The sequence below is a fragment of the Vreelandella sp. EE27 genome (assembly GCF_968206495.1).
Genome location: NZ_OZ309109.1, coordinates 3,010,869 through 3,025,225, shown reverse-complemented (window position 1 = coordinate 3,025,225; position 14,357 = coordinate 3,010,869). Strand labels below are relative to the sequence as shown.

The window sequence follows — 14,357 nt, the reverse complement described above, 5'->3', positions numbered from 1 at the left end:
GTTAGCGCCGTTTGAACGGATTCAACCCATTGGCCTGCATCATCATCATGCGCTTGGCGAAGGGCAGGCGCTCGGCCAACTGCAGGCTGAAATCGCCTAGCTGGCGCAGCGGCTTGGCGCCGGTGAATAGATGATGGAAGCTGTCCGTGGCGGCAATCATCGCCTGGTTGGCCAGGCGGCGCTGCCACTCGTAGCGCTTGAGCGCGGCGCTGTCGCCGGCATCGGTATGGCCCAGAATCAGCTCGGCCAGGGCGTCGGCGTCGTGCAGGCCAATGTTCAGCCCCTGACCTGCCAGCGGGTGTACCACGTGGGCGGCGTCGCCCATTAGCGCTAGGCGTTTGGCGGTATAGCTTCTGGCGTGCTGGCGTTTGATGGGGAAGCTTGCGCGGGCGACCACGCGGGTAATGCCGCCCAACCGCTTGGGATACGCCGCTTCGATGGCGGTTTTGAGGGCGTCGTCGTCCATGGCCTCGCGGGCCTGGATGGCGCCTTCCTGGTCGTACCACACAAGGGAGGCGCGGTGGCCGGGCAGCGGCAGCATGGCAAGGGGCCCGGTGGGCGTGAAGCACTGCCAGCTCACATCTTGCTGGGGAAGTACTGTCTCCACGTTGATGATCATCGCGCGCTGGTGATAGTCGTGGGTGGCGATCTCGATACCGGCCAGCTCACGAAGTTTGGAGTTCGCGCCGTCGGCACCGACCACCAGTTCGGCGCTCAGCGTCTGGCCGTTATCCAGCTCCACCATGCGGGTGCTTCCGCTTGCGTAGGTCGCCACCAGCGTGGTTTCGGTATAAAGCGTCACGCAGGCCATGCTTTCCAGACGCTGCCACAGGGCGTGCTGAAGCGCGATGTTCTCGATGAACAGGCCAAAGCGCTCCATATCGCTGTCCTCGGCCGAAAACAGGCTGTGCCCGGCGCCTTCCTGGTTCCACACTTCGATATGGCGAAACGACGAGGTGCGCTCCAGCGGAAGATTAGTGTGGCTTGCCTCGATGAAGTCGAGCGAGCGTTTGTTCAGCGACGAGATACGCAGGTCATAGTCGCCCTCGGGGGCACTTGGGGGCGTGCTGTGTTCGATTAGCGCCACGCGGCGGCCGGCTTGCCCCAGCCGCGCGGCCAGTGCCGCGCCCACCATGCCGCCGCCAATGATGATGATATCGTGATCTCGCTGCATGAAAGGGCTCCTTGTTAGGCCGGGGCGGGCACGTTGTATGCACCGCCACTGTCTTACAGTATCGTTGAGATGTTAACCGCTTTCCTGGGGTGAAGTATTGACGCAGATAAAAAACCTGACGGATGTTGAGCAGGCGGGCGAAGAATTGGCGGCGTTCATACTTCGCCACCCGCGGCTTTTCATCATTACCGGTGCCGGGGTCAGCACCGACAGCGGCATTCCCGATTACCGCGATGCCAACGGCCAGTGGAAACGCTCGCCGCCGGTGCAGCACGGTGACTTCATGGGAAGTGCCAGTGTGCGCAAGCGTTACTGGGCGCGGGCGCTGATCGGCTTCAAGGCGCTGGGCAGCGCCCAGGTGGGCGGTTCGCACCGGGTGCTGGCCGCGCTCGAAGCCAAGGGCATGGTGGAAATGCTGGTGACGCAAAACGTCGACCGGCTTCATCAGCGGGCGGGCTCAAAACGCGTGGTCGACCTGCACGGCCGGGCGGATACGGTGAGCTGCATGCGCTGCGGTTACAGCATCATGCGCTACGCCATGCACGCGGAAATGGCGCGCATGAACCCCCGCTTTGCGGCAATGGACGCCGCCCACGCCCCGGACGGCGACGCGGATCTGGATACCGATTTCTCGAGCTTCAAGGTGTACGACTGCCCACGCTGTAGCGGCATATTGAAACCTGACGTGGTCTATTACGGCGACGTGGTGCCCATGGCGCGCCGGCTCGAAGCCGAGGCGGCGCTGGCCCGCTCCAGTGCGGTGCTGGCGGTGGGTACCTCGTTGATGGTGTTCTCCGGTTACCGCTTCTGCCGCGAGGCCCACGCCCGGGGCCTGCCGGTGGCATCACTTTCGCTGGGCGTGACCCGGGCCGATCACCTGCTCACCCACCAGTGGCGCGCGCCGCTCACCCCGGTATTGGCTCACGCGTTGACCTGCCTGGAGCAAACCAGCACTAACGCGCTTTAGAGACCCAGGGGTTATCCGCCACCCAAAGCCGCCAGGGTGCGTCGCGATCCGCCGGGGCGGCGTAGTCGATCCCCACACGCGGCCCGCTCGAAATACGCTCAACGGCCTTGCCCTGGGTGACCCAAAGCTTTTTCGGTTGGGTCATGTCTTCACCGTAAAGCGATTTGTCGATTTGCAGTGCCCGGGTGAGCTTGCCCGGGCCGTTGCAGAGCGCCTTGCCCTGCATGGGGCGGTAGTAGCGCATGGCCTCTTCGTTGACGGCGGGCTCGACCGCACGCACCAGCACCGCGCAGGGGTTGCCTTCGGGCTGGGTGACGATATTCAAAAGCCAGTGCATGCCGTACACCAGGTACACGTAGGCGTGGCCGGGCGGGCCGAACATCGCTTGGGTGCGCGGCGTTTTGCGCCGGTGCGCGTGGCAGGCGGAGTCCGCAGCGCCCCGGTACGCTTCGGTTTCCACGATGGTGGCGGCGACCAGCTCATCGCCCACCCGGCGCACCAGCTGGCAGCCCAAAAGCTCACGAGCGACCAGCAGGGTATCCCGGTCGTAAAAGCGCCGGGGCAGCGGGGCGTGAATCGATGATGTCGACGTGTTAGGAAAACCCATGATATCGCCATAAACTTGAGCAAGATGCTAGGGTATTACCCCAGCCCGACTATTGAAAGTGGAGGCCTTAGTGCTGAACTTCGATCACGAGTACCAAACGCTTCCCGAGCCGCTATGGCGTGCCTGCGAGCCCGCGGGCGTTGCTGCCCCCTCTCTGATCGCCTTCAACGAGGCGCTCGCAAAGACACTCGGCGCGCGCACCGTGCCGGATCAAGCAACGCTTGCGCAGTGGTTCAGCGGTAACGTAACGCCGGAAGGGGCGCGCCCCGTCGCGCTTGGCTACGCCGGGCATCAGTTCGGCAACTTCGTGCCTCAGCTGGGCGATGGCCGCGCGCTGCTGTTGGGCGAGGTAGTAGATAGTGAGGGCAAACGCTGGGATGTCCAGCTCAAGGGCAGCGGGCGAACGCCGTTCTCCCGTGGCGGCGACGGTCGCTCGCCGCTTGGGCCGGTGCTGCGCGAATACCTGGTCAGCGAGTTCATGGCCGCTATCGGCGTGCCCACCACCCGGGCGCTGGCGGCGGTGGCCGCAGGCGAGCGCGTGGTGCGCCAAATGCCCGAGCCCGGCGCGGTGTTCACCCGGGTCGCCTCGAGCCATGTTCGCGTGGGCACTTTCCAGTTTGCCGCACGTCAGGACCAGGCCACTTTGAAAGCGCTGGCGGACTACGTCATCCAGCGCCATTACCCCGAGGTCATGACCGAAGACGACCCTTACCTGGCGCTGCTCGAGTGCGTGACCCGCCGCCAGGCCGAGCTCGTCGCCCGCTGGATGAGCGTCGGGTTTATCCACGGCGTGATGAATACCGACAACACCAGTATCAGTGGCGAGACCATCGACTACGGCCCCTGCGCCTTCATGGAACAGTTCGACCCGGGTAAGGTGTACAGTTCGATCGACGAAGGCGGGCGCTACGCGTTTAGTAACCAGCCCGCGGCGGCCCAGTGGAACCTGGCCCGCTTTGCCGAAACCTTGCTGCCCTTGATGAACGTGCAGGGCGAAGAGGGCGTCGAGCGCGCGGTAGAGGTGATTCGCGGTTTCGACACGCACTTCGATCATGCCCGGCGGCAGTTGCGCATTGCCAAGCTGGGGCTCGAAGAGGACGCGCCGGAGCTTGCCGACACCCTGATGGACGAGCTCGAAACGCTGATGCAGCAAGGGCGCATGGATATGACCGCCACCTTCGATGCGCTGACCCACTACGCCATCGACTTCGACGATGCCAGCCGCGAGGCACTGTTGGCGCTCTCCCAAACGCCGAATGCACTGGATGGATGGCTCGAGACCTGGCGGGGCAGCGAACTGGCCGAGCACGCCACGCGTCAGCACACCATGCGCCGCGCCAACCCGGTGGTCATCCCGCGTAACCACCGCGTGAAAGAGGTCATCGACGCCGCCCTTCAGGGGGATTTCGCGCCGTTTCATACGCTGTTGGCAGCAGTAACCAACCCGTTCGATGAGTCGACGAGCGCGCGTCGGCTGGCCGCCCCGGCTACCAGCAGCGAACAGGTACTGCGCACCTTCTGCGGTACCTAGCCGCTACACGGCATGGCATGGCGGGAGCGCGTCGGGGCTATGCTATACTGTGATTTTTTACAGTTAAGGCGGTGGCTTTTCACGTGGCCCTGCTTTTCGACACGGAGGTAAGCAGGGGCCCGTGCGCAAGATTATTCACTGTGACTGCGACTGCTTCTACGCAGCGGTCGAAATGCGCGATAACCCGGCGCTTGCGGATATTCCTATCGCCATTGGCGGTTCCGTGGAGCAGCGCGGCGTGGTCGCCACGTGCAACTACCCCGCGCGGGAGTACGGCATTCACTCCGCCATGCCCATGGGCCAGGCGCTCAAACGCTGCCCGCACCTCACCATCATTCGTGGCGACATGGCCAAGTACAAGGACGTGGCCCGCCAGGTGTTTGCCATCTACCGCGAGATGACCGAGCTGATCGAGCCGCTGTCACTGGACGAAGCGTTTCTGGACGTCTCTCAGGTGACGCAGTTCAAAGGCAGCGCCACGCTGATGGCCCAGGCCATTCGCGAGAAAGTGCGCCGGGAGGTGGGCATTACCGTCTCCGCCGGCGTTGCCCCCAACAAGTTTCTGGCCAAGATCGCCAGCGACTGGAACAAGCCCGATGGCCTGTGCGTGATTCCGCCCGACGACGTCGAGCGCTTCGTCGAGGCGCTGCCGGTCAAAAAGATTCACGGCGTCGGCCCGCGCACGGCGGAAAAAATGGCCAGCCTCGATATCCACACCTGCGCGGACCTGCGCACCCGAGCGCTCACCGAGCTGATCGAGCACTTCGGGCGCTTTGGTAAACGTTTGTTTGATCTAAGCCGCGGTCATGACGAGCGCCCGGTCAAGACCCACCGCGAGCGCAAGTCGATCAGCACCGAACAAACCTATTCCCAGGATTTGCCCACGCTCGAGGCGTGCCGGGGCGAGCTCCCCGAGCTTTTGAGCGATTTGGAGCGGCGCTACGCACGACTGGACCCGCCCCCGGCGGTGAAGGGGCTGATGGTCAAGGTGAAGTTCAACGACTTTACCCAAACCACGGTCGAGCACGCCGACCCCGCGCCGAACATGGCGCAGTTCGAATCGCTTTTGAACGTTGGCTGGGCGCGCGGGGCGCGCCCGGTTCGCCTGCTGGGAGTGGGCTACCGGCTGGCCGACGGCGCCCCGGACACCCAGCTTTCGCTGTTTTAAGGGCCCCAGGGGCTTGGCCTTGACGCCGGTTCTGGCTTTGATTAAAACAGCTGTATGACAGATAGCGGCCTAATGGCTGCTGCGCCCCGGACCGCCGGACCGTACTATTTCTTATACCGCCAGAGCCCTTATGACACCTTCACGTCCTCCCCTGGTCTTCGCCCACGCCAACGGCTTTACCGGCGACAGTTACAAAAGCCTGCTGGCGCCTCTGGCCGAGCACTTCGATCTTCAGCCTATCGACCGGGTCGGGCATCACCCGCGCTTCCCGGTGAATCGCAACTGGGCCAACCTGGTCGATGAGCTTTTACATTACCTGCCTACGCACACGAAGGTGCTGGGTGTGGGCCACTCGCTGGGCGGCACGCTGATGGCCATGGCCGCACTGCGCGAGCCCAAGCGCTTTTACGGCGTGGTCATGCTCGACCCGCCCTTGATGATGGGCATCGATGCCTGGGCGTTGAAAGCGGCCAAGCGCTTTGGTTTCGTCGACCGGATCACCCCGGCCGGCAAAACGCGCAACCGGCGAAGCGTGTGGCCCAGCCGCGAGGCGATGACCACTTCGCTCAAACGCCGTGGGCTTTTTCGCACCTTTACCCCGCAGGCGCTTAGCGACTATGTTGAAACAGGCACCCGGCTACTCGAGGATGGCCAGGCCGAGCTGGTGTTCGAACCCGGCGTCGAGGTCGCCATCTTCCGCAACCTGCCGGATCACCTTTCATTCCGGCTGGCCCGGGTTCAGGTGCCGGTGGAAATCGTCGCCGGCGCGGGCTCTGACCTGATGACACCCAAGCGCATTGGCCGCCTGCAGCGTAAAGGGATGTCGGTCAACCGCGTGCCGGGCGGGCATATGTTCCCCATGGAGCACCCGGAGGAGACCCGCACGGCGATCCTCGATGCCTGGCAGCGTATCCAGGCCCATTGAGGGCCTTAAGCCCTATCGATAACGACCAGGAGAGCGACCATGTATCTTTCTGTACAGCTAAGCTACTACCCGCTGACCGACGACTTCAAACCGGTGGTCAAGGAGGTCGTCCAGCGCCTGGAACAAAGCGGGCTCGAGGTTCACCCCAACCGCATGAGCACCCAGGTGTTCGGCGAGTTCGACGCGGTCATGACCGCCCTTAACGATGTCATGAAATGGTCCTTCGAGACCCACGGCAAAGCGGTATTCACGGCGAATTTTCTCGAAGGGGATCGCCGGCCAAGGTAATTCGGTTTTATTGACCAGAACTTTTTAAGCCCGATGCCGCTTATCCAGAGCGGCATTTTATTGCCCTCAATGAGCGTTGAAAGTAAATAATGCTTTAGTTTTCGTTGGCGATTGTGTCGCGCCCTGGTGCTTAAAAGTCGTTAATGGAAACAGTCCGCCTGCTGATATAGGTAAATTGAAAAAGAACCTCAATAAAAATCGGCAGGGAACCTGACACCATGACTCTCATGCAACGTAGCGCTCACCGGCTTCACACCGGAAAAACTCTTCTAACGGCCTTGGGATTGGCCCTGGTAAGCGGCCAGGCGTATGCCCAGACGTTCAGCCTGGACTTTTCCAACGAGTACAATGCAAGCTCGATTCACGCCCAAGGCGACGCCTACTTTATCGACAAGGTGGAAGAGCTGACGGACGGTGATATCGACATTACGCTGCATACCGGTGGCGCGCTTGGGTTTAATTCCGGTGACCACTTCTACGCAGTGGCCGATGGCGCCGTGGATATCGCCGATACCCTCTCCGGCACCATGAGCGGTGTGGATGCGCTCTTTTTGCTCTCTTCCTTGCCGTTTCTGGTCGATGATATCGAAGACGCTCGCCAGCTTTACGACATTGCCAAACCCTATTACGAAGACGTATTCGAAGATAACGACCAGGTGCTGCTTTACGCCTCGCCCTGGCCGCCCAGCGGTATCTGGTCGAAGGACGCAATCGAAAGCGCCGATGATCTAACGAATCTAAAGATTCGCACCTTCGATCGCAGCGGCACCGAGACCTTTAGAAACGTCGGCGCCTCGCCGGTCAGCCTCTCCTGGGGTGATGTGGTGCCGCAGTTGGCCACCGGCGGTATTAGCGCCGTGCTTACCTCCGCCGAGGCCGGTGCCAACGGCAGCTTCTGGGAGCATCAAAACCACTTCTCCGCGGTTCAGTACGCCATCCCGCTCAACATGGTGCACATGAACAAGGCCGTGTTCGATTCATTTAGCGAAGAGCAGCAGCAGGCCGTGCTCGAAGCCGCTCGCCTGACCGACCAGTACAACTGGTCCGCCGTTGAAACGCGTACCGAGGAGAACTACCAGATGCTCGCGGAGAACGACGTCGAGGTGAGCGACCCCGTGTCGCAAGGCCTCAATGACGCGCTCTCCGAGGCTTCTACCAACGTGATCGAAAACTGGCTGGAGAACACTGGCGACACCGGCGAAAAGATCCTGGATGAGTTTCGAGGCCAGCAATGAGGTTTTTCGAGCTAATGGAAAAAGCGTCGAAGCTACTCAACCGTGCGGGCGCCGCGATTGCCGTGGCCCTCATCATCTACATGTTTGGCCATATCATTCTCGAAATCGTGATGCGCCTGTTGGGTCGCTCTACCTTCATTTTGGATGAATATATCGGCTACGCCGTGGCCACCATGGCGTTTCTGGGGCTTCCCTACGTGCTCGAAAAAGGTGGTTTGATTCGAGTGTCGCTGCTCATGGAGCGCATTCCCGAACCCAAGCGATGGCCTTTAGAGCTTTTCAGCAGCCTGGTTACCGCCGGCTGTTTTTTATGGCTCTCCACATTTTGGCTGCAAAACGTTCAGCGTAGCTATCAGCGTGGCGTGGTAAGTGAGACCCTGGCCGAAACGCCTATCTGGCTTCCCGAAGGCGCCATCCTCATTGGCATGTGGCTGATTTCACTTACGCTATTAGTGAGGTCATTAAAAATCGTTTTACTGCGCTCGCGGTACTCATCTCCCACGGCCTAGGCCTGGCTAACAGGAACGGACTATGGATATTTTCTGGACGGCCGTTGGTGTGGCGCTGCTGCTGGTGTTTTTCCTCTCCATGGGGACCTGGATATTCGCCTCGATGCTGGCGGTTTCCATTGGCTCGCTCTGGCTTTTCGGGGACTTCAGCGCTGATCGTATCGGTTTGATCTTCTCACGGATTTTATATCGGGCCAGCAATAGCTGGGAGCTTTCGGCGATTCCGCTATTTATTTTGATGGGCGAGCTGATCTTTCGCTCGAATCTCTCGGAGCGGCTTTTCAAAGGTTTGGTGCCGATTACCAGTCGGCTGCCTGGCGGTATTCTGCACACCAATGTATTGGGCTGTACGCTGTTTGCCGCCGTCAGCGGCTCGAGTGCGGCCACCACCGCCACCATCGGTAAGATTACCACCCAAGAGCTCAAGCAACGCGGCTATGACCGGCACCTGTCGATCGGCTCGCTGGCTGGCGCGGGGAGTCTAGGGCTACTGATTCCGCCCTCGATCGTCATGATCGTGTATGGCGTTCAGGCGGAGGTTTCGATCAGCCAGCTGTTCATGGCGGGCGTTGTCCCGGGGCTTGTGATTGCGCTTCTGTATAGCGGCTACATTGGTATACGCGCCTTGATGTCTCCAGCGCTTGCTCCTAAACAGGTGGCGCATGAGCAGTCCATTGGCCAGTCGATTCTGCTTTTACTGCCCATTTTGATTCTGATCTCGATCGTGATCGGCTCGATCTACAGCGGCATCGCCACGCCATCCGAGGCGGCGGCGGTGGGCGTGGCGGCTACGCTGGTACTGTTGGGTGCCGAGCGGCAGATCAATTTGGCCATGCTCACCGAGGCCTTTCGGGGCACACTGATTACCTCGATCATGGTATGTAGCCTGTTGATCACCGCGACCCTTTTGTCAACGGCGATGGGCTATCTGCACCTTCCGCGCGAGCTTGCCAGTTGGATTGCCACACAGAACTTCAGCCCGGCCATGTTGTTGCTGGCGTTGGCGGTTTTTTATATCGTCTTGGGGCTTTTTTTGGACGGCATCTCGATTACCGTCATGAGCCTGCCCATTACGCTTCCGATCGTGCTGCTGGCAGGGTTCGATCCGATCTGGTTCGGCATTTTTCTAATCATCATGATCGAGCTTGGCCAGATCACCCCGCCCGTGGGCTTTAACCTCTTCGTTTTGCAAAGCCTGACCGGAGAAAGTATCGGTCGCGTAGCTTGGGCGGCGCTGCCGTTCTTTTTGCTGATGTGTCTGGCGGCCATTATCGTTAGCCTATGGCCCGGCCTGGTGCTTTGGCTGCCGCGCTTCATGGCTGGCTGAGCTGTTAGTATGAGATAAACAAAAACGCCGCCCGATAGGGCGGCGTTTTTGCGTTCAGGCGGCGTTTAGCCCGGAGATCAGGTCAGCGAATCCAGGCAGGACTCGATGATGTCCAGACCTTCGTTGAGCACGTCGCCTTCGATGGTGATCGGCATCAAAAAGCGGATGGTGTTGCCGTACATACCGCAGGAGAGCAGGATCAGGCCTTTTTCGCGGGCTTTTTTGCAGAGCGCGCCGGCCAGGTCCGGGTTCGGTGCCTTTTTGCCTTCTTTCTCGGTGACCAGCTCGAACGCGGCCATGGCGCCCAGGTTGCGCACGTTATCGATGCAGTCGAACTTGTTCTGCCACTCGTGGAAACGTTTGACCAGCTTGTTACCCAGCGCCAGGCTCTGCTCGAGAATATTCTCTTCCTCGAACACCTCGAGTACCGCCAGGGCCGCGGCGCAGGCGGTGGGGCTGCCGGTGTAAGTGCCGCCCAGCGAGTTGGGGCCAGAGGCGTCCATGATTTTATCGGTACCGACGATGGCCGAGATCGGCATGCCATCGGCCATGCTTTTCGCCATGGTCATGATGTCGGGCTCGACGTCGCTGTGCTCGATGGCAAAGAGCTTGCCGGTACGCCCGAAACCCGACTGCACTTCGTCGACGATCATCAAGATACCGAGCTCATCGCAGATGTCGCGAACGCGTTTGAGAAAGGAGGCCGGGGCGGCGTAGAAGCCGCCTTCGCCGAGCACGGGTTCGAGTACGATGGCGGCGGTGTTAGTCGGGCCGGCGTCGGTTTTCAGCGCCATCATCAAGCCACGAATCGCCTCGTCTTCGCTGATGCCGTGGTAGGGCACCGGATAAGGCGCACGGAAGACGGTCCCCGGCATCGGGCCGAAGTCGGTCTGGTAGGGCGCGACCTTACCGTTCATCGCCATGGTGTAGAAGGTACGCCCGTGATAGCCGCCGTCGAAGCAGACCACGTTGGGGCGGCCTGTAGCCGCGCGGGCGATCTTCACGGCATTTTCCAGCGCCTCGGCACCGGAGTTGGCCAGCATCACCTTGGCATGGCCGCGTACCGGCACGACCTGGCTGAGCTTTTCGGCCACCTTCACGTAGCCTTCATAGGGCATGACGGTCTGACAGGTGTGCATCACCTTGTCGAGCTGTTCCTTGACCGCCGCGACGACCTTCGGGTGGCGGTGGCCAATGTTGAGTACGCCAATGCCGCCGGCAAAATCGATGAAGCGGTGGCCGTCGGCATCCCAGATCTCGGCGTTTTCGGCACGGGCGGCGAAGGCGGTGGCGGGGCTTGCCGCGCCGGCGGCCACGTATTTTTGCTTTAGCGCGTTAAGCTCGGCATTGGTCATGGCGGGTTCCTTTAGCGTTGGGCATGAAGCACGGGTAGGGCATTAGCATAGTACGCCTACGCCGCTATTAAAATTCTTCGGGTGTCTCTGGCTGAGCCACCACGATCTGGTTACGCCCCTGCTCCTTGGCGCGGTACATGCCCTGGTCGCCGCGCTCGATCAACTGCTCGGCGCAGGAGGCCGGGGTGCTGGCGACCCCGCCGGAGAGCGTGATCGTCAGTGCATGCTCGGTGAAGGTCTGTTCTTCTATGTGCGCGCGAAGGCGTTCGGCGGCGGTTTGGGCTTCGCTACTGCTGGTTTCGGGCATGATGACCAAAAACTCTTCGCCCCCTAAGCGCACCTGAACGTCGGTGTCGCGAAGCATATTATCGATCGCGGCGGAAAGCTCGGTCAGTACCGTATCCCCAGTCGCGTGGCCATAGGTGTCGTTGATGGTTTTGAAGCGATCCAGGTCGAACATCATGACGCTGAGATCGCCCCCATAGCGCCGGCAGCGTTTGAGTTCTTCGCTAAGATGGCAAATTCCAGCGCGGCGATTCAAAAGCCCGGTAAGGCCATCGTGGCTGGCCAGGTGGTCCAGGCGGTCGTTCGCCTCTCGAAGCCGTTCCTCCAGCTGTTTGCGCTCGGTGATGTCGATTACGAAGGTTACTTTGCGCGGGGTGCCATCATCGCCTTCTACCCGTGCGGCTTCGGCAATGATGGTGCGCAAGTCGCCGTTTTTACAAAAAACCTGCCACTCCTGACGCATCTCGGTCAGTTCCGTACCTTGCAGGAACTCATCGTGCAGGGCGCTGGCCTTTTCGCGATACTCCGGCGCTACCATGACGGTGAAGGGCTGACCGATGAGCTCTTTCTCGGTGTAACCGTAAAAGTTGCAGTAAGCTGGATTGACGAGCTCGAAGCAGCCCTGGTCATCGGTGACGCAGATTCCTATGGGCGCGCTAGTCAGTACACTCCACGCATTGCGTTTGGAGCGTTTTACCATTTCTTGTAATTGCTCGGCCGAAATATCAGGCATTCACCACTCCGGGATTTGAACGCGCGAGCGCTTCGTCTCGCAGTGCCACGAGCCGCGGCGTAAGGTCCTCACCCAATGAGTTGATAGCGGGCTTGGCGTAAAAGTAGCCTTGCTGGCGCATAATGCCAGCACGGGCTAGCCACAGCGCTTCGCTGTGGGTTTCGATGCCTTCGGCAATCACCGCGATGTCGAGTTCCTGGGCCAGCGAAACGACCGCTTTGAGCAGGGCCTGGCGGCGCGGGTCGCTATCGCAGTTCATGACGATTTCACGATCGATCTTAAGCTTGTCGGGGTTCAAATCGGTGAGTAGATCCAGATTGGCGTAGCCGTTGCCGAAATCGTCCAGGGCGGTCTGGAACCCCATGTTGCGATACGCATCGATGATATTGGCCAGGTGTTGGCGGTCCTCGACGCGCTCGGTTTCGGTAATTTCGAACACCAGGCGGCTGGCTGGCCAGCCAACGCGCCGGGAAACTTCCAGGGTCGCCTGTATGCAGGCGTGGGGTTCGTACACCGCGTTGGGTAGAAAGTTGATCGACAGGTTGGTCTGCATATTCAGCGCGCTTGCCATCTCGATGGCCTTGACCCGGCAGGCCTGGTCGAAGCGGTAGAGCAAGTCGTCGGTGACTTTGGAAATGATGCTCCAGGCGGACTCGCCGTTCACACCGCGCACGAGCGCTTCATAGGTGGTGACCTGCGCTTTCGATAGATCCACGATAGGTTGAAACGCCATAGTGAAATCGAAGGGGAGCTCGCCATCGCAGCGATTACACCGACCCTCTACCCGAGCGCAGTTACTCATGAAAAATCCTCTGTTAAGCCCTTGGTGTTTTTGAGTATTCAACGCGTCTTGGCGCGTTTTGTGACGTGTGACGTCAATGTGACTCGTAGCAGTCTAGTAGCAGAGGGGGGTTGCGTACATGACGGGCGTTAAGGTCCACACGCCCTTTTAATTTATGTTGAAGAAGCTTTCGGGAAAGGGCGAAGTTGGCTTAAGCGCCCGTTGCGGGCGCTCAAGGCTGCGCTAAATGATGCCCGCCTTATAGAGCGCTTCGCGCTGGGCGGCGGTGATACCGATTTCCTCCAGCACGCTGTCGGTATGCTGGCCTAAAAGCGGAGGGGCGGTTTGGGCAGATACCGCGTGGCCGTCGATACGAACCGGGTTGGCCACCAGGTCGACGCTGCCCGCCGTGGGGTGGGGCAGGGTCTGCTTGAGCCCCCGCGCCTTGACGTGGGCATCCTCGAACACCCGGTCCAGGGTATTGATCGGCCCGCAGGGCACGCCGGCGTTTTCCAGCGTCGCAAGCCAATGGTCGATGGGCCTGAGGGCAATCGCCGCCTCTAAAAGCGGCACGAGCGCCTCGCGGTGGGCGACCCGGGCGCCGTTGGTGGCGAAACGGGCATCTTTACAAAGCGCAGGCTGGCCGATCGCTGCGCAAAAGCGCTTGAACTGGGCGTCGTTACCCACCGCGACGATGATATGCCCATCCTGGGTGGCAAACGCCTGGTAGGGCACGATATTGGGGTGGGCGTTACCCAGCCGCTTGGGCACCTGGTGGGAGGTCAGGTAGTTGGTGGCCTGGTTGGCCAAAACCCCCACCTGAACATCCATCAGCGAAAGGTCGATATGGCAGCCTTCGCCGCTTTCGCGGCGTGCATACAGCGCGGCGAGGATCGCGTTGGTGGCGTAAAGGCCGGTGAAAATATCGGTAATCGCCACGCCCACTTTCACCGGGCCGCCGCCGGGCACTTCGTCGGGTTGGCCGGTCAGGCTCATCAAGCCGCCCATGGCCTGGATCATGAAGTCGTAGCCGGCCCGGTGGGCGTAGGGGCTTTCTTGACCGAAGCCGGTGATCGAGCAGTAAACGAGCCCCGGGTTGATCGTTTTTAGGCTCTCGAAGTCGAGCCCGTAGCGCTTGAGCCCCCCGACCTTGAAGTTCTCGAGCACCACGTCGGCGTCGGCGGCCAGGGTCTTGATCAGCGCCTGGCCTTCGGGTTTTGCCATATCCACCGTGACCGAGCGCTTGCCGCGGTTGGCGCAAAGGTAATAGGCGGACTCGAAACTTTCGCCAAGCCAGGGCGGGCCCCAGTGACGGGTGTCGTCGCCACTACCCGGGCGCTCGATCTTGATGACATCGGCGCCCATGTCGGCCAGGGCCTGCCCGCACCAGGGGCCGGCCAGCACGCGGGAAAGGTCGAGCACCTTGATGCCCTTAAGCGGCGTTGGCGTATCGCTCATGGGGGCTCCTTGCG

General features: G+C 61.0%; 14 protein-coding genes. 8 read left to right on the top strand and 6 right to left on the bottom strand.

From position 1 onward, the window contains the following. Position 1: 1 nt before the first annotated feature. The gene (locus tag ACWHVV_RS14095) at positions 2-1,174 is read right to left on the bottom strand and encodes an FAD-dependent monooxygenase (RefSeq protein ID WP_447926797.1); all 1,173 of its coding nucleotides are present in this window, start codon (positions 1,172-1,174) and stop codon (positions 2-4) included. A 97-nt stretch (positions 1,175-1,271) separates the two neighbouring features. On the opposite strand from ACWHVV_RS14095, the gene ACWHVV_RS14090 reads away from it, so the two are divergent. Continuing rightward, entirely contained in the window at positions 1,272-2,141 is an 870-nt protein-coding gene (locus tag ACWHVV_RS14090; protein ID WP_447926796.1) for an NAD-dependent protein deacetylase, read from the top strand. On the opposite strand, the gene ACWHVV_RS14085 is transcribed toward ACWHVV_RS14090, so the two are convergent. After that, positions 2,128-2,748 carry a DNA-3-methyladenine glycosylase gene (locus tag ACWHVV_RS14085; RefSeq protein WP_447926795.1) on the bottom strand — a complete coding sequence of 207 codons (621 nt, stop codon included), beginning with the start codon at positions 2,746-2,748 and terminating at the stop codon, positions 2,128-2,130. The genes ACWHVV_RS14090 and ACWHVV_RS14085 overlap by 14 nt on opposite strands. A gap of 70 nt (positions 2,749-2,818) precedes the next feature. Here ACWHVV_RS14085 and ACWHVV_RS14080 point away from each other — a divergent pair, with 70 nt between their 5' ends. From ACWHVV_RS14080 to ACWHVV_RS14050, 7 genes are all read left to right on the top strand, one after another. Next, on the top strand, positions 2,819-4,279 hold the full coding sequence (locus tag ACWHVV_RS14080) for a protein adenylyltransferase SelO (RefSeq protein WP_447926794.1): 1,461 nt from the start codon (positions 2,819-2,821) through the stop codon (positions 4,277-4,279). A 121-nt stretch (positions 4,280-4,400) separates the two neighbouring features. Further along, positions 4,401-5,447: a DNA polymerase IV gene (gene dinB, locus ACWHVV_RS14075; RefSeq protein WP_447894083.1), complete on the top strand. Its 1,047-nt coding sequence runs from the start codon at positions 4,401-4,403 to the stop codon at positions 5,445-5,447. A gap of 130 nt (positions 5,448-5,577) precedes the next feature. Beyond that, positions 5,578-6,372 (top strand): alpha/beta fold hydrolase, encoded by a 795-nt coding sequence (locus tag ACWHVV_RS14070; protein WP_447926793.1) that lies wholly within the window; start codon positions 5,578-5,580, stop codon positions 6,370-6,372. A 39-nt stretch (positions 6,373-6,411) separates the two neighbouring features. Next, positions 6,412-6,660, top strand: coding sequence for a YkoF family thiamine/hydroxymethylpyrimidine-binding protein (locus ACWHVV_RS14065; RefSeq protein ID WP_447926792.1), 249 nt, complete (start codon positions 6,412-6,414; stop codon positions 6,658-6,660). Positions 6,661-6,878: 218 nt separating this feature from the next. After that, on the top strand, positions 6,879-7,895 hold the full coding sequence (locus ACWHVV_RS14060) for a TRAP transporter substrate-binding protein (protein ID WP_447926791.1): 1,017 nt from the start codon (positions 6,879-6,881) through the stop codon (positions 7,893-7,895). Next, entirely contained in the window at positions 7,892-8,404 is a 513-nt protein-coding gene (locus ACWHVV_RS14055) for a TRAP transporter small permease (protein WP_447894079.1), read from the top strand. Before ACWHVV_RS14060 ends, ACWHVV_RS14055 begins: the two co-directional genes overlap by 4 nt. A gap of 22 nt (positions 8,405-8,426) precedes the next feature. Beyond that, a complete protein-coding gene (locus tag ACWHVV_RS14050) occupies positions 8,427-9,731 on the top strand; it encodes a TRAP transporter large permease (protein ID WP_447926790.1) in 1,305 nt (434 codons plus the stop codon). 77 nt (positions 9,732-9,808) lie between these two features. Here ACWHVV_RS14050 and gabT read toward each other — a convergent pair whose 3' ends face one another. From gabT to ACWHVV_RS14030, 4 genes are all read right to left on the bottom strand, one after another. Beyond that, complete coding sequence (gene gabT, locus ACWHVV_RS14045; protein ID WP_447926789.1) at positions 9,809-11,086, bottom strand: 4-aminobutyrate--2-oxoglutarate transaminase; 1,278 nt, start codon at positions 11,084-11,086, stop codon at positions 9,809-9,811. A gap of 67 nt (positions 11,087-11,153) precedes the next feature. Continuing rightward, positions 11,154-12,104 (bottom strand): sensor domain-containing diguanylate cyclase, encoded by a 951-nt coding sequence (locus ACWHVV_RS14040; RefSeq protein ID WP_447926788.1) that lies wholly within the window; start codon positions 12,102-12,104, stop codon positions 11,154-11,156. Beyond that, complete coding sequence (locus ACWHVV_RS14035; RefSeq protein WP_447926787.1) at positions 12,097-12,906, bottom strand: EAL domain-containing protein; 810 nt, start codon at positions 12,904-12,906, stop codon at positions 12,097-12,099. The genes ACWHVV_RS14040 and ACWHVV_RS14035 overlap by 8 nt, the downstream gene beginning before the upstream one ends. A gap of 222 nt (positions 12,907-13,128) precedes the next feature. Next, positions 13,129-14,343 (bottom strand): CaiB/BaiF CoA transferase family protein, encoded by a 1,215-nt coding sequence (locus ACWHVV_RS14030; protein WP_447926786.1) that lies wholly within the window; start codon positions 14,341-14,343, stop codon positions 13,129-13,131. Between the last annotated feature and the right edge of the window lie 14 nt (positions 14,344-14,357).